Raw genomic sequence first — 20,448 nt, forward strand, 5'->3', positions numbered from 1 at the left:
GGCTGTGACCCGAGCCTCCCGCTAATCTCACAAAAGGGACTTAAGGTGTCAGGAAGTTCGCTGACAGCGGAGCTGACGACCGTTTGGAACCCGTTTGGCGCCCGGGCGAGTCTGAGAAAGGATGGCGCGGTGGATCAGCACGACGAGGTGAGCCTGCGCGCTCTCGGCCCGCTCGACGAGGTGAGCCTGCGCGCTCTCGGCCCGCTCGACGAGGCGGCGTTCGCCGCGACCCGCGACGACGCGCCGGGCCGCCGGTTCCTTCCGCGGATCACCGGGGAGACCAGCGACTTCTCGTACGCGATAATCGCCGGAGGCGGCCAGCCGGTCGGCGGCATCGATCTGGACCAGCTCCGCCCCGGTCGAGGCTCCGCCGAGGCCCGGTTCTGGGTGGGGCCGCACGCGCGACGCCGCGGGATCGCGACCGCCGCCCTGCGCGCCCTGAGCGAGCAGGTCCTCACCGGCGCGCCCGGAATGCCCCGTCTGGCGCGCCTGGAGCTGTTGATCCACCAGGACAACCCGGTGGCGCAGCGCGTGGCGCTGGCCGCCGGCTACACCCGTGAGGGCGAGCGGCGCGGCGCGCTGCCCAACCCGGCCGGCGGGCGCGACGACGTGCTGGTCTACTCCCGGCTGGCCGGCGACTCCGGCGAGCCGGCCGAGCGGCTGCTGCCCGACCTGCCCGGCGGCGAGCTGACCGACGGCGTGGTGACGCTGCGCCCGCTCGGCGAGGATGACGTGGCGTTCTACGCCGACCTGCACGGCCGGCCGGACGTGGTGGCCACCAGCGTGCCGCCGGTGGCGCCGGAGCCGGACGAGGTGCGCCTGCGCTGTTTCCGGGCGGCCGCGCACTGGCTGGCCGGCCACCGGGCGGACATGGTCGTGGTGGACGCCGCGAGCGGCGCGCCGGCCGGCGAGATCTCGCTCTACTACCAGGAGCCGCGCACCGCGCAGGCGATGATCGGCTACAGCATGCTGCCCGAGTTCCGTGGCCGCGGCCTCACCACCCGGGCGGCGAAACTGGTAGCGCTCTGGACCTTCGCAGAGACCGGGATCGCCCGGCTGATCGCCGGCACGCTGCCGGAGAACCTGGGATCGCAACGGGTGCTGGAGAAAGCCGGTTTCCGGCGCGAGGCATACCTGCGCTCGCGGCTGCCCGGCGTGGCCGGCACCCGTCACGACGACGTCCAGTTCGTGCTGTTCGCCGAAGACCTGCTCGCGCAGGCCTCCGGCGGAGAACTCACACAGCCAGGCTGAGGATCCCGTAGTCGTAGCCTCGACGGCGGTAGACGACGCTGGGGCGGCCGCTCTCCTTGTCCTGGAACAGGTAGAAGTCGTGTCCCACCAGTTCCATCTGGAAGAGCGCGTCGTCGACGGTCATCGGCTCGCCGGAGTGCTCCTTCTCGCGAACGATGCGCCACGGCTGGTTCTCGTCGTGCTCGGCCAACTCCTCAGCCTCTGGCTGGGCCGTCAGCGTGGTGGTGCCACCCCTGGTCAGGTCGGTGGGAAGGTTCGCGGTGGCGGCGGCGACCGAGACTGGCGCGTGCCGTCCGCGGTGGACGCGGCGCCGGTCGGCGGAACGGCGCAGCCGGGCGTCCAGCTTGTTGATGGCGCAGTCCAGAGCTGCGTAGAAATCCTGTGCCTGAGCCTCGGCGCGAACCACCGGGCCCTTGGTCATGACCGTGATCTCGACCCGCTGGCAGGTGTCGGACTGGCGCGGGTTCCGTTCGTGGAACAGCTCCACGTCGACCCGCATCAGCTTCTGGTCGTACCGCTCGATCTTGCTCAGCTTGTCGGCGACGTGCTCTCGATAGTGGTCGGGAACCTCTACGTTGCGGCCCTTGACGACAATGTCCACTCGTGACCTCCCCCAACGTGTTGTGCATGGGGCGCCGGCTGCCGGCGCATCGTGTTGCCTCCAGAAGGACGCCGCGCACTGAAGATGAGAGAGAGCAAGAGCGGCGCGCGGCAAAGTGGGTGAGACGACTCCTTTCCGGTGCGGCGAGAAACGCTCTCCCGGTGGGTGGGTGAGTTGATGAACCCTACCCTCGTCACCTAGACGCTAACCTGCCGATCCCTGCGAGTCACCCCTGGTTGGGGATACCGGAAGGCTGACCTTCGCCTCTATCGGCGCACCGAGGGTTGACCGCAGACAATGGGGGCGGACAGTTGCGGCGAAGTCGTGTCGCTGCCAATACCGCGGCGCCCGTGACCTGCATGTCCGCCTCCTCAAGACGACGTACCGCCGCGGCCAGCGTGGCCCCGGTGGTGACGATGTCGTCCACTACCATCAGGGTGCCTCGCATCGCGCCGCCGCGCCGCGGATTGCCGATTCGGGCCGGGTTGATTCGCAGCGAATTGACAGCGGCCGCGGACCTACCGGCGGCGTCCAGTGACGTGGAGTCGGGCCTGGGCAGCGCCCGCAGCGGCTGCTCGACCCGCGCCGGCCAGCCGGCGGCACGCAGCCGGCGCACGGCATGCCGGGTCAGACGGATCATGTGGTCGCCGTAGCGCTCGCGCCGGGCCGCCCGGGTGGACGGGACCGGGATGATCACTATCGGCTGTCCGGGTGGCGCGATCTCCGCGGCGGCGCCGGCCAGCAACGCGCCGAGCGGCCCGGCGAGGCGATGACGACCCTTCTCCTTGTACGCCAGAAGGGCTCCCCGCAGCGCGCCACCGTAGGGACCGACCGCCACGCAGGGCGGGAACCCGGGCGGCGGCGGGCTCGGCGCCGTCCGGTACGGCCGCAGGGCTTCCAGCTCGGCCACGCACACCGAGCAGGCGCCGTGGAGCAGCCGGGTGCGGTCGGCGCCGCAACCCGCGCACGTGCCCGGCAGGATCAGGTCCGCCAGGTCGCCGAGCAGGGTGCGCACGCCGGGGACCGTCAGTCGAGGTAGAAGGGCGCGGTGGGCACGGTGTTGCCGGCCGGACTGCCGGACGGGTTCGGCCCGGCGAGCCGGTCCACGCCGATCAGGGTGGGCCGGGACAGTGCCTCCCAGGCCTTGCCGTCGAACGAGTAGGAGACGAACCGGGTGTACGCCCGGCCGCTGCTCGGGTTCGACTCCATCGGGTTCGCCGGGTAGACGCTCAGCGAGTCGACAGGCTTGTCACCGAGGTCGGACAGCCGGCCGGACTGCAGCGCGCCGTCGATGGACACGTCGACGATCGTCACCCGCTTGTCCGCCGACCGGACGCCGGCCACGGTCAGCCAGCCCTCGCTGTTGAAGCCGACCGCGCTGACCGAGCGCAGGTCGGCCGGGCGGATCTGCTGCGGGGTGCCCAGCGACGGCGTGTCGCCGCTGGTGTTGAGCGCCGCCCGGTACAGCTTGCCGTCCACCACCAGGGCCACCCGGCGGCCGTCCGGCGCCACCGCGACAGCCGTGATGTTCGTCCCCTGGCCGGTCCACGGGATCTGGTGGGCGGCGCCCTTTCCCGGAGCGAACGAGTACAGCTTGCCGCCGCCGGTGATCAGGCCGATCGCGCCACCGGCCGAGCCGTTGCGGGTGATCGCCCAGGCCGGCTCGCCGAGCGTGCCGGGCAGGTCGCCGACCGGCTGCAGGGCCGCCCGCGAGCCGGTCGGGGCGGCCGCCACCCGCAGCGAGTCGGCCTTGCCGTGGCTCACCACGGCCGCGAAGTTGTGCGTGACCGAGGCGCTCATCGCGGCGGACCGGATGCCCTTGTTCTCCTCCGGCTCCAGCACCGGCGGCTGGGAGACCGCGCTGGGCGTCTCGGAGAGCCGGCGGATCCTGCCGCCGTACACCACGAACTGCTCCGGCTCGGCAGGCATCCGGGCCACCCGGTTGCTGTTCAGGTAGTCCTCGTCGGAATACGACCCGGCATCCTGGTGGCCGACCGTGAGCACCAGCTCGGCGTCGGGCAGCAGCGGCCGCAGCGACCACTGCAGCTGCCGGCGCAGCCGGTCCAGCGCCTCGGCGGTCTCGGTGGCCGGCAACGCCTGGGTGCTCAGGGTGATCCGGTACTTGTTGTCGCTGACCTCGACGACCTTGCCGATCAGCGTGGTCCCGTCCGCCAGGTCGGAGACCGACAGCCACGGGGCCGGGCCGTTGACCAACCAGTTCAGCACCGTGGTGGGCCGCTGCTCGGTGGGCACCGCGAGCGGCATGTACCGCACGTCGGGCACGAGCCAGGTGTAGTCGGTGTTCCAGAAGTAGATCGTCTGCTCTTCGTAGAAGTCGTTCAGCGCGCGGTCGTCGATCAGCAGGGCCGGCGGGGCCTCGGTGACGAACAGGCCGTTCTCCCCCGCGACATGACCGACCTTGATCTTGTACGTGTCCTGGCGGGTCTCCGTCGCCGGCTCCAGCAGCCCGAACTTGTCGAGCGTGCCGACCCGCTCGTAGGTCAGCTCGACCACGTCGCTGCCCGGCGTGTTGAGCGGCTTGTCGACCAGGCGGATCACCGACAGCTCGTTGCCGCTGGGCTTGAACTGGCGGGCCGCCTCCTTGGTCATGAACTTGCGCAGCCGGGCGGCCGCCGAGTCGAGGTCGCCGGCCGCTGCCTTCAGGTAGTAGTTCTGCACGAACAGCACCGGATCGATGGACGCGCTCTCCCGGGTCACCTCGGTGCCGCCGTGCGCGTCGTTGGAGCTGGTGCCGGTGGACGGCCCGGGACCGGCCACGGTGACCCCGGTGTCGTCAGGTATCCCGCAGGCGCCGGTCAGCATCGCCACCAGCGCCACCACTGCCGGCAACGCGATCGCCGAGGAACGCCGTCGCATCAGCTCACCTCCGCCGTGCGGTCCAGCGGGATCAGCGGCAGCGGGGCGGCGACCAGCCGGTCACCGGCCCGGACCGGCAGGGTGAGCCGGAACTGGGCGCCCTCGCCGGGCGCGCCCCACGCCTCCAGCCAGCCGCCGTGCAGCCGGGCGTCCTCCGCGCTGATCGACAGGCCCAGGCCGGTGCCGCCGGTCTGCCGGGCCCGGGACGGGTCGGCCCGCCAGAACCGGTTGAAAACGAGGCGCTCCTCGCCGGCCTTGAGCCCGATGCCGTGGTCGCGGACGGTGATCGCGACCGCGGCGTCGTCGGTGGCCATGGTGATCTGCACCGGCCGGGCCTCGCCGTGCTCGACCGCGTTGCCGACCAGGTTGCGCAGCACCCGCTCGACCCGGCGCGGGTCCACCTCGGCGATCACCGGGGAGTCCGGCAGGTGCAGCTCGAGCTCCACGCCGACCCGCTCGGCCAGCCCGGTGAGCCGGTCGGCGACCCGGCGCACGATCGGGACCAGATCGGTGTGCTCGGCGTCCAGCGCGGCGAACCCGGCGTCGAACCGGCTGATCTCCAGCAGGTCGGTGAGCAGGTCCTCGAACCGGTCCAGTTCGGCCTGCAGCAGCTCGGCGCTGCGCGCCACGGCCGGGTCGAACTCCTCGCGCTCCGAGAAGATCAGATCGGCCGCCATCCGCACCGTGGTGAGCGGGGTGCGTAGTTCGTGCGACACGTCCGAGGTGAAGCGCCGCTGCAGCCGGGACATCTCCTCCAGCCGGACGATCTGCCGCTGCAGGTTGGCCGCCATCTGGTTGAACGCGGCGGCGAGCAGGGCCAGGTCGTCCTCGCCCTCCACCTTCATCCGCTGGTCCAGCAGGCCGGCCGAGAGACGCTGCGCGGTGCGCGCGGCCACCCGCACCGGGGTCACCACCAGCCGGGTCACCAGGCCGGCCACCACGCCCAGCAGGATCACCAGGGCCAAGCCGGTGACCAGCACGGTGGTGCGGATCTGGTTGGCGGCGCGGTCCTCGGTGGTCAGCGGGACCGCGTAGTAGAGCTCGACGTGCCCGAACTTGGCCGGCACGGGCGACCCGTACACCAGGAACTTGGTCTGCCTGCCATTTATCCCGACCGTGCGGATCTGCTGCGCGACCTGCGCGTCGTCGGCGACCGAACGGATCATCGCCGGGGTGATCAGCTGGCCGGTGTCGACCGCCGGCACGGTCTGCGGCTCCAGCTCGGGGTAGTGCTGGGCGCGGATCGACACCACGGTGCCGCTGTCGCCGGCCTGGTCGCCGTCGTAGAGCTCGTTGACGGTCTCGCTGATCGTGGCGGGCAGCTCCGGGTCATACGCCTGGGGGTGCACGGTGAGCTGCTGGGAGGCCCACACCACCTTGCGCTCCAGGGACGCCGAGACCTCGTCCTGGGCGCGGTTGAGCAGGATCTTGGCGCTCTGCGCCGCGACGAACCAGCCGAACGTGCCGACCAGCAGGCTGGACGCGAGCAGCGTCAGGGTCACCACGCGGACCTGCAGCGAGCGGCGCCAGGAGCGGCGCACCGGCGCGGTGTACCTCTCCAGGCGGACGGCGACCACGCGCCAGGAGCGCCGCGCCACACGCAGGACGCGGCGCACGGGCAGGGGAAGCCAGGCCGGAGCGCGCATAACGCGGCAAGGTTAGCCCCCCGCGGCGACTAGCCGGTGCCCGCCTTGTAGCCGACACCCCGGACCGTCAGGATGATCTCCGGCCGCTCGGGGTCCGGCTCGATCTTCGCCCGCAGCCGCTGCACGTGCACGTTGACCAGGCGGGTGTCGGCCGCGTGCCGGTAGCCCCAGACCTGCTCCAGCAGGACCTCGCGGGTGAAGACCTGACGGGGTTTGCGCGCCAGCGCGACCAGCAGGTCGAATTCCAGCGGGGTGAGCTTCACCTCTTCGCCGTCCCGGGACACGGTGTGCGCCGGCACGTCGATGTTGATCTGGTTGCCGGGCGGGCCGATGGTGAGCATCTCCGGCGCGGCGTCCTCGCCCCGGCGCAGCCGGGCCCGCATCCGGGCGACCAACTCCTTGGGCTTGAACGGCTTCACCACGTAGTCGTCGGCGCCGGACTCCAGGCCGAGCACCACGTCCACGGTGTCGCTCTTCGCGGTGAGCATGACGATCGGGATGCCCGACTCGGCGCGGATCGCGCGGGCGACGTCGATGCCGCTCATCCCGGGGAGCATCAGATCCAGCAGGACGATGTCCGGGCGGTTCTCCCGGAAAGCGGCGAGCGCGCGTTCGCCGTCCGCCACGAACGAGGGCAGGAAACCCTCACTGCGCAGGACGATGCCGAGCATCTCGGCCAACGCGGGATCGTCGTCGACGACCAGTACCCGGGCTCTCATGCGGTCCAATATTGCACTGTCCTCCCGGCCCCCGCGCCACCCGGGGGCGATCTTGCCCGGCAGCCTACGCGAAAAACCACCCTGCCCAGAAGGCACGAGGGGCCGGAAAACCTGGGAAAACAGAAGAACGGGCGGTCCCGGTCCGGGACCGCCCGTGGCGCGCGAAACCGTCGTTACGCGCCGGGCCGGTCGAACTCTCCCGCGCGGACCCCGGCGACGAAACCGGTCCAGTCCTGCGTGTCGAAGCTGAGCACCGGGCCGGTGACGTCCTTGGAGTCGCGCACCATCACCGCTGCCGGAGTATTGGCGACCTCGACACAATGCCCAGCAGCGCCACTCCGGCTGCTCTTACGCCAAGTGATCGTGGCGTCCTGCATGGTTTCTCCCCTTCCATGGAAAATGCAGGTCCATTGGACCGCACCGCGGGGGTTCAACGAGCGAGACGATCCCTCGTCTCAGCGATGACCGTTCGGCTCTCTTCTTTCGACAAAGCGCGTTCTCGCAGGTCATCAAAGGCATCCTGGTAAACGTCAATTTCCTCGGGCTTCACCCGGAAGTGACCGCCGGTCAACCCTTCGGAGTGCACGACCGGGTTACGCGTCCCGTCCGGGAACTCCAGCACCAGGAACGATTCGGTGAGTCCGGCGTGCGCGCCGGCCACGAACGGCAGGATCAGCACCTCGACGCCGGGCCGGTCGGTGGCCTCGTGCAGCCGGGTCAGCTGGCGGACCAGCACGTCCCGGCCGCCCACCTCGCGGCGCAGGACCCCCTCGTCCAGCACCACCCGCAGCGTCGCCGGGGGCTCGCGGGTGAACACCCGCTGGCGGTCCATCCGCACGTTGACCCGGCGCTGGATCACCTCGCTGTCCTCGACGTCGGCGCCGGTCTCGATCACCGCGCGGGCGTACTCGCTGGTCTGCAGCAGGCCCGGCATGACCTGGGCCTCCCACTGGGAGATCGAGATCGCCTCGCCCTCCAGGGCCAGGTACTCGTCGTACGGGTCGGTGACGAACGAGCGGTAGGACGTCCACCAGGCCCGGGCCCGGCCACGTTTGGCCAGGTCGCGCAGGCGGCCGCGGTCCTGGGCGGGAACGCCGTACAGGGTGAGCAGGCGGTCCAGGTCCGCCTCGGTGATCCCGGTGTGCGCCGTCTCGATCCGGCTCAGCTTCGACTCCGACCAGCCCAGCGCGGTAGCCACATCCACCGCCCGGCGCTCGCCACGGAGCCGGCGCAATTCGCCGCCGAGTTCCCGGCGCGCTGTCGATGTCGGCCTCGCCACGGAGCCACCATATCGGCGCATCAATAGCCCATTGCAAGTTGCAGTGCCGATCGGTAAGGAAAGCGCGCTACTTCTCGGTTCGAACTCGGTGGCCGTGTGGAGTGTTTCCGCGACGATGACGGCCGTCGTTCCGCGGTGGCGGATGCCGGCTTTTCGCGATCAATGCCCAGGTAGAGGGCTTGCGGGGCCGCTCGGCGACGGGACGGTGACCGAATCCCGCCGCGCTCGGGCGGGGCTGGGGGGCCGCGTGGCCACGTGACGTAATCGTCATCCATACAGGTGACTAGTCGCGCCGGGCGCGCTGGCGGGACGGCGGCGTGATTCGTCACCGGCTGGCCGTCTTCGGCGGGTTTGTTGAGCGTGCGCCGTACGGCGGCCCCGCCGATCGAGGACAGCTCCGGGCCGCCGCAGCGGACCGGGCGCCGGAGCCCGCCATCGGGACGGCGGCCGGAGACGGGTTCGCGACGGTTCCCACTGCGTGGGCACAGGGCCGGGCGGCCGGCGCCGCCCACGCTCCGGCGAGTGGTGACACGGCTATGACGTCCAACATTTCCGTGGTTCGCCGGCGCGCGCTCCGGACGGTCCGGAAAACGCGTGCCGGAGGGCCCTGGAAACAGACGGGTTCCGGGGGTTGCAACGGATCGGCGGAGCGTTGGCGAATGGCCGGCGGTTCGGTTCCCGGGTCGCCGGGGCGGGCCCGGCGACGAAAAAGCGTGAGGGTCGCCGGAAATGGCGTGTCATCGGCGGGTCACGTGGCCGCCACCGATTCCGGAATCGGAGCGGAAAGGGCCGTGAAACAGACATCGGCCACCCCGGCGCCCGACCGTCCCGGAACCGGGCATCCGGAGATAGCGAACGGGGCGACAGGTCGAAACCCGCCGCCCCGTTCATCCCCCCGGTTTGGTACCGCGCGCGTCCGTGGGACCCCCCGATCACCAATGACGCTGCGTACTTATAGATTCACACTCCGCACATGCGATGTCAAGGCATTTCCTGAAATTTCCGGCGCAAAGTGTGGCCGACGATCACGGAAAGCAGTCACCGCACCTATTCGGGCGACAATCGGACACCCGATCGCTCAGTCCGGGACGGCGGCCACGAACAGCGTGCCGGCGCCCGCGGCGGTCAGCCGGCCGGCGCCGGCCGGCGCGAAGGCGGCGGTGCCCGGCGGCAACGTCACAGGAGTCCCGTGGTCCTCACCGACGTGGACGTCCCCGGACACGCCGAGCAGGATCCGCGGCCCGCCACCGGGCAGCCTCACCGGCGGGCGGCTGCCGCTGAGCTCCACCCGGTACATCTCGAAGTCCGGCACCGGCACCCGCCAGGCGGTCACCCCGGGCTCGACCTGCGTACCGTGCAGCAGCGGATCGTCAAGCGTCTCGAAGCGCAGCACCTTGAGCAGCTCGCCCACGTCCACCCGCTTCGGCGTCAGCCCGCCACGCAGCACGTTGTCGCTGGCCGCCATCAGCTCCACCCCGAGCCCGTGCAGGTAGGCGTGCAGGTTCCCGGCCGGCATCCAGAGCGCCTCGCCGGGAGCCAGGTGCACCAGGTTGAGCAGCAGCGCGACCAGCACGCCGGGGTCACCGGGATAGTGGCCGGCCAGATCGATCGCGAGCCGGAAGGACTCGGCGTCCGGATGCGAATCGGGGAAGCCCGCGGCCGCGGCCACCACCGCGTCGATCAGTGCCGGCCGCTCCTCGGCCGGCCAGGTGAGCAGCAGGCGGACCGCCTCGGACAGGTCGCCGGCCCGCAGGACGGACACCACCGGCTCCAGCTGGGGCAGCGACAGCTCGGCGAGGACCCGCGCCGACACACCGGCCGGGCGGAAGCCGCAGAGCGCGTCGAACGGCGTCAGCGCGACAAGCATCTCCGGCTTGTGGTTGGCGTCCGTGTAGTTCTTCGGCAGCGCGGGGTCGGCCTCCTGCCGGGCGAAAGCCTCGGCGGCGTACTTCAGATCGGGATGCGCCTGCAGGGACAGCGGCGCGCCGGCGGCCAAAACCTTCATCAGGTACGGCAGGCGGGGGCCGAAACGCTCGGCGACGGCCGGCCCGAGCTGGGCCCTCGGATCGCTGTCGATCAGGGTGGTCAGGGTGACCGGCCCGTCCGGGCCCGGCACAGTGGACGGGTCACCCGGGTGCGCGCCGAGCCACAGCTCCGCCTCCGGCCCCTCGGTGGGGGCAGGGCGGCCCTGGAGTTCGGCGATCGCGGTCCGGGATCCCCAGGCGTACGGCCGGATTACTCCGGTCAGCGGATACACGGTCATACCCGGCAAATTAGCAGCCCGGAGACGCCGCCGGCGCCGCGGTGGCCCACGACGCCGGCGCTACGAACAGCAGGAGTCAGGCGATGACCGGCGGCGCGGACGCCACCGTCTCGTCGCCGGCCGCACGGGCCCGGAAAATGTCCGGCTCGATGTAGATCACCCGCGCGATCGGAACCGCCTCCCGGATCCGCACCTCGGTCTCGTCGATGTGCCGGGCCACCTCGGCCGCGGTCTCCGACCTCGGCACCGCGATCTTCAGGGCGACGAGCAACTCCTCCGGCCCCAGGTGCAGCGTCTTCATGTGGATGATCCGCTCGATGCCCGCGCCGGTCAGCACGGCCTGCTTGATCTTCTCGACCGTCTCCGGGTTGGCCCCCTCGCCGATCAGCAGGCTCTTGGTCTCGACAGCCAGGATCGCCGCGATCGCCACCAGCAGGACGCCGATCGCCGCGGTGCCGATGCCGTCCCAGATGCCGTTGCCGGTGATCAGCGTCATCCCCACGCCGAAGAGCGCGAGCACCAGGCCGACCAGGGCGCCGGCATCCTCCAGGAGCACCACCGGCAGCTCCGGCGCCTTCGCCCGGCGGACGTAGTCGACCCAGGAGGTCTTGCCGCGGGTCCGGTTCGACTCGGTGATCGCGGTGTAGAACGAGTAGCCCTCCAGCGCGATCGCGACCACCAGGACCGCGACCGGCACCCACTTCCATTCCTCGATCGGCTCCGGGTGCTGGATCTTGTGCCAGGCCTCGTAGAGCGCGAACAGGCCACCCACGCTGAACAGCACGATGGAGACGATGAACGCGTAGACGTAGCGCTCCCGCCCGTACCCGAACGGATGCTCCGGGGTGGCCTGCTTCTTCGACTGCTTGCCACCGATCAGCAGCAGCAGCTGGTTGCCGGAGTCGGCGACCGAGTGGATCGACTCGGCGAGCATGGACGACGAGCCGGTGAGCAACCAGGCACCGAACTTGGTGACAGCGATACCCAGGTTCGCGCTCAACGCCGCGATGATCGCCTTGGTGCCGCCCTCGGCGCTCACGAAAGTCCCTCTGGCATCGGGTTGGACAGCTCCTTCATCTCGCTGATGGCGGGCACGGCCATCGGGTCCAGGCCATGCGCCAGGGCCAGGTACAACGACGCGAAGTCGGGCACCGCGACAAGCGAGGCCAGCCGCTCCAGCGTCGAACCGCCTTCGGCGGTCAGCACGTCGCAGCGTACGCCACGTCGATCGGCGAGAGTCTGGATGGCGTCCGCCCGGCGCTCCTCGACGGCGACCGGCTCGTCGGCGTCGTCCTCCGGGTTGAGCCCGCCGTCGCGGAGCACCACGAGACGCAGCCGGGTCAATGCCTCGTCCTCGTCGTCCGGGTCGGCGAAGATGTCCCGCGACCCCTCGGCCAGGCCGCCGAAGACGCCGTCGAGCAGGCCCACCCGGCCGCGGCCGGCCTCGCCCAGCGCGCCGGCCATCACCGGGTACCGCGCGTTCGCGGCGAGGGTGTCGGCGAAGCGCCGGGCCGCGACGGTGGCCAGCGGGGACGAGCCCCAGACGATCGGCACCGAGCCGGCCAGGCCGAGGGCGAGCGCCTTGGCCGGGTTGACGAACGAGTCGGCGCCGGGGCGGCAGCGCTCGGCGTCCGCGTCCAGCCGGGTGGCGGTCTCGGCGATGTCCGCCTCGGTGACCTTGACCAGGCCCAGCGCACGGCCGGCGAGCAGCACCGGGACGGCCAGGCCCCAGAGCGTGGCCCGAGCCGGGGCGCGGCGCGGCACGCCGATGAACGGCGCCCGGGCCCGCTCGGCCACCGCCTCGAGCTCGGAGTCCGGATTGCCGATGGCGACCAGCCGGGCGCCGCGGCGGGCCGCCGCCTCGGCCGCGGCCAGCGCCTCGGGGCTGCGGCCGGAGGCGGACACCGCGATCACCACGTCGGCAGCGCCGACCCAGCCGGGGATGCCGGCGCTGCGGTGCCCGATGATCGGCACCGGGCAGCGCGGGCCGGCGACGGTGGACAGGATGTTGCCGGTGAGGCCGGCGGTGCCGATGCCGGCGACCACGACGGCACGCGGCCGGCCCTCGTCGGCGAGCATGGTCAGGTCGACCTCGGCGGCCAGCGCCGCGGTCTCCCGGACCTGGGCGCCGGCCGACGCGGTGGCCCGCAGCATCCCGCCCGGGTCGTTGTCGAGCATCGACTTCTCGTCGTTGAGCAGCGACTCGTCGGCGACCCGGTGCCCGTTGACCCCCGAGGAGCCCTCCAACGGATTGACCATCAGTGGTCCTCCCCCTTCTCCCCGGCACCGGTACGGGCCTCGTCGAGAAGGAGGATCGGGATGTCGTCCTTGATGTCGAAGATTCGGCCGCACTCCGTGCACGTCAGCGTCTGCCCGCCGGCGTCGTAGTCGAGAGGCGCGTGATGAGTGTCCGGGCAGGCCAGGATTTCCAGCAACTGCGGATCGAGCGCCACCGATCTACTCCTTTTGCAACGGCCGAAGCGTGTCCCCGCGATCCTAACCGCGAACGATGGCGAGCACCTCGTCCCTCAGGGAGGCCATCCGGCCGGCGTCCGGCGCCTCCACGTTCAGCCGCAGCAACGGCTCGGTGTTGGACGCGCGCAGGTTGAACCAGGAGCCGTCCTCGAACGAGAAGGTCAGACCGTCCAAGTCGTCCACCCGGGCGTCCGGGAACGCGGCCCGCACCTCGAGGCTCTTGGCGGCGGCGTCGGCCACCGTGGAGTTGATCTCACCGGACGCCTGGTACCGCTCGTACTCCGCGGCGAACTCGGAGAGCGGCCGGTCCTGCCCGCCGAGCGCGGCCAGCACGTGCATCGCGGCAAGCATGCCGGTGTCGGCGAACCAGAAGTCCCGGAAGTAGTAGTGCGCCGAGTGTTCGCCGCCGAAGACCGCGTTGGTCTGGGCCATCTCGGCCTTGATGAACGAGTGGCCGACCCGGCTGCGCACCGGCTTGCCGCCGTTCTCCACGATGATCTCCGGCACCGCGGACGAGGTGATCAGGTTGTGGATGATCGTGCTGCCCGGGAACTTGGCCAGCTCACGGGCCGCGACCAGCGCGGTGACCGCGGACGGCGAGACCGGGTCGCCGTTCTCGTCGACCACGAAGCAGCGGTCCGCGTCGCCGTCGAAGGCCAGGCCGATGTCGGCGCCCTGCTCGCGCACCGCGCGCTGCAGGTCCACCAGGTTCTTCGGGTCCAGCGGGTTGGCCTCGTGGTTCGGGAACGAGCCGTCCAGCTCGAAGTAGAGCGGCACGATGGTCAGCGGCAGCGCGGTGAGGACCTGGTCGCCGAGCACGGCCGGGACGGTGTAGCCGCCCATCCCGTTGCCGGCGTCCACGATGACCTTGAGCGGGCGGATCCGGCTCAGGTCGACAAGCGAGCGCAGGTGCGCCGCGTAGTCGCCGAGCAGGTCGCGCTGCTCCACCCGGGACGGGCCGTCGGCCTCCGCGTTCAGGTCGCCGAGCAGCTCCTGGGCCCGCTGCCGGACCACGACCAGGCCGCTGTCCTGGCCGACCGGGCGGGCGCCGGCGCGGCACAGCTTGATCCCGTTGTACTTCGCCGGGTTGTGACTGGCGGTGAACATCGCGCCGGGCAGGCCCAGCGAGCCGGAGGCGTAGTACAGCTGGTCGGTCGAGGCCAGTCCGATGTTGATCACACCGGCGCCGGCCGCGTTGACCCCCCGGGCGAACGCGGCGGCCAGAGCCGGGCCGGACTCGCGCATGTCGTGCCCGATGACGATCTGGTCCGGCTGGTCACCGGACTCACGGAGCATCTCGATGAACGCCGTGCCGATCGCCCGGGCCACCGGCTCGTCGAGCTGGTCCGGGACGGTCCCCCGGACGTCGTACGCCTTGATGATCTGGGACAGATCGAGCACGAACCCACTCCTAACCGAAAGCCCTGTTGGGGCTGAGGCTAGCGGAGCGCCGGCCACGGCACGCTTTTATCCACACGACCGCGCCGGTCGGCTGAGCAGATCACGGCACGCCCGGTCCGCCGCCCGGGTGGTCTCCGGCAGCCGGTGGCGCGGAGCCAGCCGCAGGGTCAGCGCACACGCGTTGTCCAGGGCGATCCGGTGTCCGACCGAGACGAAGACCGGTTTCACGCCGGTCCGGGTACGCAGCACCGCGCCGACCGTCTCGCCCTCGTCGATCAACGCGGAACGGCTCCCGCGCTCCTCGCCGACCGGCTCCCATTCACCTACCAGCCTGGTCTTCCCGACCCCGAACGAGGGAAGATCGGTGAGCACGCCGAGGTGCGCGGCGAGGCCGAACCGCCGCGGATGGGCCAGCCCGTGCCCGTCGCAGACCAGCACGTCCGGTCGCACGGTCAGCTTCGCCAACGCCGCCATCAGGGCCGGCACCTCGCGGAAGGCGAACAGGCCCGGGACGTACCGGAAAGCGGGTCTGCCGTTGATCGTCACCAGGTCCCGGACCGTGAGGTCCGCGGCGTCCAGGACCACCACGGCCGCGCTCAGGCGGTCGCCGGAGTCGTCGTAGGCGACATCGAGGCCGGCCACGGTGGCCGGATCCGCCGGGCCGGGGGCGGAGACCACCCGGGCGCGCAGGGCGTCCTGCGTGGCCAGCGCCTCTTCTTCGGTACGGGGCCAGAACTCCACGACGGCAGCATAGACAGTGTTGTCTCCGGCGGTGACACACGTCACGATGAGTGGGTTTGGAGGTGCCCGCCCGTGAATCCGTGGCTTGCCCTGGCCCCCGGTGACGATCCCGCCGAGCGGATCCGCGAGGTGGGGCGCGCGCACGAGAGGTTCCTGGCCGGCAGCGCCCGTCCCGTGCCGGTCCGCGCCGTCGTCGCCGAGTCCTGGGCGCGGTCGGCCGGCTGGATCGGGGCGGACGGCACCGCGCCGATCGTGCTGCGCGACGACGAGCTGGAGGCCTACCGCTCGGCGCACCCGCTGGCCCGGGTCATGCCGATCTTCCGCGACCTGCTCGGCGGACTGGCCGACGACGGCGACCACATCCTGGCGGTCTGCGACGCGCACGGCCGGCTGCTCTGGGTCGAGGGGCACGCCGCCACGCTGCGCGGAGCCGCCTCGATGAACTTCGTGCCGGGTGCCCGCTGGGACGAGGCGCACGCCGGCACCAACGCCCCGGGCACCGCGCTCGCCGTCGACCACGCGCTGCAGATCTTCGCGACCGAGCACTTCAGCCGCTCGGTGCAGCGCTGGACGTGCACCGCCGCGCCGATCCACGACCCGGGCGGGCGGCTGCTCGGCGCGATCGACGTGACCGGCGGGAACCACCTGGCCAACCCGCACAGCCTGGCGCTGGTCCGGGCCACGGCGCTGGCGGCTGAGACGTACCTCCGCGGGCTCGCGCCGCCGCGGGCGGAGCCGGCGGTCGCGGCACTCGGCCGGGACGAGGCGGTGCTCGCGTCCGGGCGGACCCGGGCGAGCCTCAAACGTCGCCACTCCGAGCTGCTGGTTCTGCTCACCACGCATCCCGAGGGCCGGACCGGCGACCAGCTCGGCCTCGACCTGTACGGCGACGACGCGAACCCGGTGACCGTCCGCGCCGAGCTGTCCCGGCTGAGACGGATCCTCGGACCGGAACTGCTCGATTCGCGCCCCTACCGGTTGCGACGCCGCCTCACCACCGACTTCGACGCCGTGCTGGAGCACCTCGGCAACGGGCGGACGCCCCTGGCGCTGGACGCCTACCCCGGACCGCTGCTGCCCGGCTCGGACGCGCCGGGCATCGTCCGGCTCCGGCGGATGATCGAGGGCCGGTTGCGCACCGCGGTCCTCGCCACCGGCGACCGGCGCCTGCTGCGCGCCTGGATCGACAGCCAGTGGGGCGCCGACGACCTGGAGATCTGGGAGGCGTACACCCGGCTGGCCCCGAACGACCTGGCCGCCGCCCGCCGCGCCGCCGCACTGGCCGCCGACTACGCGTGCAACGTCCGTGCAACGTCGCCGTGACTAACGTCCGCCCCAAACGAGGAGGCGAGACCGTGACCACGTACACCCCGCCCGGTTCCGACGGCGCGATCGTCAACTACCAGTCCCGTTACGACCACTACATCGGCGGCGAGTTCGTCGCCCCGGCCAAGGGCCAGTACTTCGAGAACCCTTCCCCGGTCACCGGCCGGGCCTTCACCGAGATCGCCCGGGGCACCGCGGACGACGTCGAGAAGGCCCTGGACGCGGCGCACGGCGCCGCCGACGGGTGGGGCCGCACCTCGCCGGCCGAGCGCGCCAACATCCTCAACCGGATCGCCGACCGGATGGAACAGCACCTGGAGAAGCTGGCCGTCGCCGAGGCCTGGGAGAACGGCAAGCCGGTCCGCGAGACGCTGGCCGCCGACATCCCGCTCGCCATCGACCACTTCCGCTACTTCGCGGGCGCGATCCGGGCCCAGGAGGGCACCGCGGGCGAGTTGGACGAGGACACCGTGGCGTACCACTTCCACGAGCCGCTCGGCGTCGTCGCCCAGATCATCCCGTGGAACTTCCCGATCCTGATGGCCACCTGGAAGCTGGCGCCCGCGCTGGCCGCCGGCAACGCCGTGGTGCTCAAGCCGGCCGAGCAGACCCCGGCCTCCATCCACTACCTGTTCTCGCTGATCGGCGATCTGCTGCCGGCCGGCGTGGTGAACATCGTGAACGGCTTCGGCGTGGAGGCCGGCAAGCCGCTGGCCAGCTCGAACCGGGTGGCCAAGGTGGCGTTCACCGGCGAGACCACGACCGGGCGCCTGATCATGCAGTACGCCTCGGAGAACCTGATCCCGGTCACCCTGGAGCTCGGCGGCAAGAGCCCGAACATCTTCTTCGACGACGTCAGCCGTGCCGACGACGACTTCTACGACAAGGCGTTGGAGGGCTTCTCGATGTTCGCGCTGAACCAGGGGGAGGTCTGCACCTGCCCGTCCCGGGCGCTCATCCAGCAGAGCCACTACCAGGACTTCCTGGCCGCCGGCGTGAAGCGGGTGGAGAACCTCAGGCAGGGCAACCCGCTGGACACCGACACCCAGGTGGGCGCGCAGGCCTCCAACGACCAGTTGGAGAAGATCCTGTCGTACCTGGACATCGGCCGGCAGGAGGGCGCGCGGGCGCTGACCGGCGGCGCGCGCGCCGAGCTCGGCGGCGACCTGTCCGGCGGGTACTACGTCCAGCCGACGATCTTCGAGGGCCGCAACGGGATGCGGATCTTCCAGGAGGAGATCTTCGGACCGGTGGTGTCGGTGACCCCGTTCGCCGACTTCGACGACGCCATCAAGATCGCCAACCACACGCTGTACGGCCTCGGCGCCGGGGTGTGGACACGGGACATCAACACGGCGTACCGGGCCGGGCGCGCGATCAAGGCCGGCCGGGTCTGGACCAACTGCTACCACCTGTACCCGGCGCACGCCGCGTTCGGCGGTTACAAGCAGTCCGGCATCGGCCGGGAGAACCACCGGATGATGCTGGACCACTACCAGCAGACGAAGAATCTGCTGGTCAGCTACTCGCCCAAGGCCATGGGGCTGTTCTAGCGATGGCCACCCGCGTCGACGTGACTCCCGCAGCCGCCGAGATGATGCGGCGGCTGCGGGAGCAGCACGGCCCCTTGATGTTCCACCAGTCCGGCGGCTGCTGCGACGGCAGCTCGCCGATGTGCTACCCGGAGGGCGAGTTCCGCACCGGCGGTTCCGACGTGCTCCTGGAGTCCCTGGCGATCGACGGGGTGCCGGAGCCGATCACGTTCTGGATGTCGGCGGCGCAGTTCGAGCTCTGGCGGCACACGCACCTGACGGTGGACGTGGTCCCCGGGCGCGGCGCCGGCTTCTCGCTGGAGGCGCCCGAGGGGGTCCGTTTCCTGATCAGGTCCCGGCTGCTCACCGAGGAGGAGCTGGCCGAGCTGGCGAATTGAGAGCCTGATCCGGGGTACGGACCGGTCAGGTCAGGGGCGCCGGGTCGGTCCGCAGCCGGCTGTAGAGCACGCCGTCCTGCCACCCGCCGGCGCGAAACTCCGCGGCGCGGATCACTCCTTCCCGCTGGAACCCCGCCTTCACCAGCGACTTCTGCTCGGCGATGTTCTCCGGGTGGGTGCCGGCCTGGATCCGCTGGACCGGCCAGTGCCGGAAGAGGTAGTCGCAGAGCATCGCCTGCGCCCGCCAGCCGATGCCACGCCCCCGGAAGTCCGGCAGCAGCACGATGCCGATCTCCTGGTAGGACGCGCGCCCCGAGTAGAGGCCCTGGCGGTGCTGGACCAGGCCGGCGGTGACGCCGTCCACCTCCACGATCAGGTCGCTCCGCTCGTCGGACAGGTGACCGTTCTCGGCGAACCGGCGAGCGATCGCGCCGACGTCCCGGAAGCCGTTCCAGTCGAGCCCGAGCAGATCCGGCTCGGTTGCGAAACGTCGCAAAAGGTGCAGATCATCTTCGCGGAGGGGGCGCAAGCGGACGACCCCGGGCGGGTGAGGGACGGGACGGGCGGTCGCTTCCGGATCGATACTCATATCACCAGTGTGTCGCGGCACACTACATCCTTTTCCGGACATCCGGCGGCGTGCTGAGGGGGTGGACGAGGTGCGCCAGGATGCGGAGAACCACTGCGAAGGATGCGTACCGACTTGGCGACCCGCCGGTTCGCAAGGCATCCTCGTCAGTCGCCGATGATCTGGGGAGGTAATCGATGCGGCTGTCCCACACCCGGAAGGCCCTCCTGATCAGCTTGTCGCTGATCATGGCCGGTCTTCTCGGCCAGGCGGCTGCGGCCGAATCGTCCCACAGCGCGGCCACCCCACCAGTGGCGATCGCGCCGAGCACGATTCCCGCCGAGCCCCCGGTCACCCGGAAACCAACCCCCGAACCCAGCCGGACCAGCCCGCGTACGGAGAAGACCACCGTCCCCAAGAGCAGGAAGAAGCCGAAGGCGCGCACCGGCCCGGGCGGCGCCTGGCTCACCACCGGCTCCAAGGGCGTCGCGCTCACCTTCGACGACGGTCCCGACCCGGCGAACACCCCGGCCCTGCTGAAGCTGCTGGCCAAGCAGCGTGTGAAGGCGACGTTCTGCCTGGTCGGCTCGAACGTGAAACGCCACCCCGACCTGGTCCGCAAGATCGTGGCCGGCGGGCACACGCTGTGCAACCACACCTGGGACCACGACCTCAAGCTGGGCAGGAAGACGCCGGCCCAGATCCGCGCCGACATGTCCCGCACCAACGCCGCGATCCTGGCCGCCGCCCCCGGGGCGAAGGTCAAGTATTTCCGCTCCCCCGGCGGCAACTTCACCCCGCAGGTCGTGAAGATCGCCAAGGAGCTGGGGATGACGTCGATCTACTGGAAGGTCGACCCGCGGGACTGGGACCACCAGCGCGAGGAGTCGGACGGCGCGCACACCAACCGGGTGATCAATTCGGTGAAGCGGAACACCCGGCCGGGGGCGATCGTGCTCTCCCACGACTACGCCCAGCCGGACACCATCCGGGCCTACGCCACGTTGCTGCCCTGGCTCCGCAAGCGCTACCGCCTCATCGCCCTCCCCTGAGCGGGGCCACCGCCTCGGCACCACGGCCCGGCCCGCCGGCCCCGCTCAGGCCGGCCACACGCCACCGGACCCGGCAGGCCCGCCAGGAGTGTGCCGAGGACCCGGGACACCTCCCAGCAGCAGACCACAGCCGGCGGCTGGCCGCCAAGGGTTCCTCGATGGCGCGGAGACACCTCCCAGCACCGGCTGGGGGCTTGTGGCTGGGATTCGGGGGCGGCTCCGGGGGTGGAGGGTTTTCCGGGCCTGAGCGACACGACGGCTTGGCCCCGCGCCCGCCGGGCGGGCGGCGTGCGGGGCCGGTGGGGCGCCGGGGGCTCGG

At 71.3% G+C, this 20,448-nt stretch carries 19 protein-coding genes; 5 read left to right on the forward strand and 14 right to left on the reverse strand.

Annotated features, from left to right (window positions below):
- The first annotated feature begins 129 nt into the window (after positions 1–129).
- Positions 130–1,251: a GNAT family N-acetyltransferase gene (locus Asi03nite_RS23235; RefSeq protein WP_239102871.1), complete on the forward strand. Its 1,122-nt coding sequence runs from the start codon at positions 130–132 to the stop codon at positions 1,249–1,251.
- Here Asi03nite_RS23235 and hpf read toward each other — a convergent pair.
- The 13 genes from hpf to nfi all read right to left on the reverse strand — a co-directional run bounded on the left by hpf (position 1,235) and on the right by nfi (position 15,253).
- The gene (gene hpf, locus Asi03nite_RS23240; RefSeq protein WP_203682555.1) at positions 1,235–1,852 is read right to left on the reverse strand and encodes a ribosome hibernation-promoting factor, HPF/YfiA family; all 618 of its coding nucleotides are present in this window, start codon (positions 1,850–1,852) and stop codon (positions 1,235–1,237) included. The two genes, Asi03nite_RS23235 and hpf, sit on opposite strands and share 17 nt — an antisense overlap.
- 226 nt (positions 1,853–2,078) lie before the next feature.
- The gene (locus Asi03nite_RS23245) at positions 2,079–2,867 is read right to left on the reverse strand and encodes a ComF family protein (protein ID WP_203682556.1); all 789 of its coding nucleotides are present in this window, start codon (positions 2,865–2,867) and stop codon (positions 2,079–2,081) included.
- Between the two features lie 11 nt (positions 2,868–2,878).
- Positions 2,879–4,729, reverse strand: coding sequence for an LpqB family beta-propeller domain-containing protein (locus Asi03nite_RS23250; RefSeq protein ID WP_203682557.1), 1,851 nt, complete (start codon positions 4,727–4,729; stop codon positions 2,879–2,881).
- Positions 4,729–6,375: an MtrAB system histidine kinase MtrB gene (gene mtrB, locus Asi03nite_RS23255; RefSeq protein WP_239102872.1), complete on the reverse strand. Its 1,647-nt coding sequence runs from the start codon at positions 6,373–6,375 to the stop codon at positions 4,729–4,731. The genes Asi03nite_RS23250 and mtrB overlap by 1 nt, the downstream gene beginning before the upstream one ends.
- A gap of 29 nt (positions 6,376–6,404) precedes the next feature.
- Positions 6,405–7,094 (reverse strand): MtrAB system response regulator MtrA, encoded by a 690-nt coding sequence (gene mtrA, locus Asi03nite_RS23260; RefSeq protein WP_122976451.1) that lies wholly within the window; start codon positions 7,092–7,094, stop codon positions 6,405–6,407.
- A gap of 173 nt (positions 7,095–7,267) precedes the next feature.
- The gene (locus Asi03nite_RS23265) at positions 7,268–7,471 is read right to left on the reverse strand and encodes a DUF397 domain-containing protein (RefSeq protein WP_203682558.1); all 204 of its coding nucleotides are present in this window, start codon (positions 7,469–7,471) and stop codon (positions 7,268–7,270) included.
- Between the two features lie 53 nt (positions 7,472–7,524).
- Positions 7,525–8,373 (reverse strand): helix-turn-helix domain-containing protein, encoded by an 849-nt coding sequence (locus Asi03nite_RS23270; protein WP_203682559.1) that lies wholly within the window; start codon positions 8,371–8,373, stop codon positions 7,525–7,527.
- Positions 8,374–9,451: 1,078 nt separating this feature from the next.
- Positions 9,452–10,636: a mannose-6-phosphate isomerase, class I gene (gene manA, locus Asi03nite_RS23275; protein WP_373872150.1), complete on the reverse strand. Its 1,185-nt coding sequence runs from the start codon at positions 10,634–10,636 to the stop codon at positions 9,452–9,454.
- 76 nt (positions 10,637–10,712) lie between these two features.
- Positions 10,713–11,675, reverse strand: coding sequence for a cation diffusion facilitator family transporter (locus Asi03nite_RS23280; protein ID WP_203682560.1), 963 nt, complete (start codon positions 11,673–11,675; stop codon positions 10,713–10,715).
- Positions 11,672–12,895, reverse strand: a complete 1,224-nt coding sequence (locus Asi03nite_RS23285; RefSeq protein WP_203682561.1) for an SIS domain-containing protein — start codon at positions 12,893–12,895, stop codon at positions 11,672–11,674. Before Asi03nite_RS23285 ends, Asi03nite_RS23280 begins: the two co-directional genes overlap by 4 nt.
- Positions 12,895–13,089 carry a Trm112 family protein gene (locus tag Asi03nite_RS23290; protein WP_203682562.1) on the reverse strand — a complete coding sequence of 65 codons (195 nt, stop codon included), beginning with the start codon at positions 13,087–13,089 and terminating at the stop codon, positions 12,895–12,897. Before Asi03nite_RS23290 ends, Asi03nite_RS23285 begins: the two co-directional genes overlap by 1 nt.
- 43 nt (positions 13,090–13,132) lie before the next feature.
- Positions 13,133–14,512 carry a phosphomannomutase/phosphoglucomutase gene (locus Asi03nite_RS23295; RefSeq protein ID WP_203682563.1) on the reverse strand — a complete coding sequence of 460 codons (1,380 nt, stop codon included), beginning with the start codon at positions 14,510–14,512 and terminating at the stop codon, positions 13,133–13,135.
- Positions 14,513–14,578: 66 nt separating this feature from the next.
- Positions 14,579–15,253 carry a deoxyribonuclease V gene (gene nfi, locus Asi03nite_RS23300; RefSeq protein ID WP_203682564.1) on the reverse strand — a complete coding sequence of 225 codons (675 nt, stop codon included), beginning with the start codon at positions 15,251–15,253 and terminating at the stop codon, positions 14,579–14,581.
- A 72-nt stretch (positions 15,254–15,325) separates the two neighbouring features.
- Between nfi and Asi03nite_RS23305 the strand changes: the two genes are divergently transcribed.
- Genes Asi03nite_RS23305 through Asi03nite_RS23315 form a run of 3 tightly spaced genes read left to right on the forward strand, consistent with a single transcriptional unit; the run spans position 15,326 to position 18,509 of the window.
- Positions 15,326–16,576, forward strand: a complete 1,251-nt coding sequence (locus Asi03nite_RS23305) for a GAF domain-containing protein (protein WP_203682565.1) — start codon at positions 15,326–15,328, stop codon at positions 16,574–16,576.
- Positions 16,577–16,608: 32 nt separating this feature from the next.
- Complete coding sequence (exaC, locus tag Asi03nite_RS23310; RefSeq protein WP_203682566.1) at positions 16,609–18,132, forward strand: acetaldehyde dehydrogenase ExaC; 1,524 nt, start codon at positions 16,609–16,611, stop codon at positions 18,130–18,132.
- 2 nt (positions 18,133–18,134) lie between these two features.
- Positions 18,135–18,509: a DUF779 domain-containing protein gene (locus Asi03nite_RS23315; protein WP_203682567.1), complete on the forward strand. Its 375-nt coding sequence runs from the start codon at positions 18,135–18,137 to the stop codon at positions 18,507–18,509.
- A 25-nt stretch (positions 18,510–18,534) separates the two neighbouring features.
- Here Asi03nite_RS23315 and Asi03nite_RS23320 read toward each other — a convergent pair whose 3' ends face one another.
- Entirely contained in the window at positions 18,535–19,098 is a 564-nt protein-coding gene (locus Asi03nite_RS23320; protein WP_203682568.1) for a GNAT family N-acetyltransferase, read from the reverse strand.
- 176 nt (positions 19,099–19,274) lie between these two features.
- Between Asi03nite_RS23320 and Asi03nite_RS23325 the strand changes: the two genes are divergently transcribed.
- Positions 19,275–20,129, forward strand: a complete 855-nt coding sequence (locus tag Asi03nite_RS23325) for a polysaccharide deacetylase family protein (RefSeq protein ID WP_203682569.1) — start codon at positions 19,275–19,277, stop codon at positions 20,127–20,129.
- Positions 20,130–20,448 lie beyond the last annotated feature (319 nt).

The organism is Actinoplanes siamensis, assembly GCF_016862395.1.
Classification (GTDB): domain Bacteria; phylum Actinomycetota; class Actinomycetes; order Mycobacteriales; family Micromonosporaceae; genus Actinoplanes; species Actinoplanes siamensis.

Bases quoted from the DNA above. Each gene is read 5' to 3' on its own strand.
- Asi03nite_RS23250 (WP_203682557.1), bottom strand. From the start codon at position 4,729: ATGCGACGGCGTTCCTCGGCGATCGCGTTGCCGGCAGTGGTGGCGCTG.
- mtrB (WP_239102872.1), bottom strand. From the start codon at position 6,375: ATGCGCGCTCCGGCCTGGCTTCCCCTGCCCGTGCGCCGCGTCCTGCGT.
- mtrA (WP_122976451.1), bottom strand. From the start codon at position 7,094: ATGAGAGCCCGGGTACTGGTCGTCGACGACGATCCCGCGTTGGCCGAG.
- Asi03nite_RS23265 (WP_203682558.1), bottom strand. From the start codon at position 7,471: ATGCAGGACGCCACGATCACTTGGCGTAAGAGCAGCCGGAGTGGCGCT.
- manA (WP_373872150.1), bottom strand. From the start codon at position 10,636: ATGACCGTGTATCCGCTGACCGGAGTAATCCGGCCGTACGCCTGGGGA.
- Asi03nite_RS23285 (WP_203682561.1), bottom strand. From the start codon at position 12,895: ATGGTCAATCCGTTGGAGGGCTCCTCGGGGGTCAACGGGCACCGGGTC.
- Asi03nite_RS23315 (WP_203682567.1), top strand. From the start codon at position 18,135: ATGGCCACCCGCGTCGACGTGACTCCCGCAGCCGCCGAGATGATGCGG.
- Asi03nite_RS23320 (WP_203682568.1), bottom strand. From the start codon at position 19,098: ATGAGTATCGATCCGGAAGCGACCGCCCGTCCCGTCCCTCACCCGCCC.
- Asi03nite_RS23325 (WP_203682569.1), top strand. From the start codon at position 19,275: ATGCGGCTGTCCCACACCCGGAAGGCCCTCCTGATCAGCTTGTCGCTG.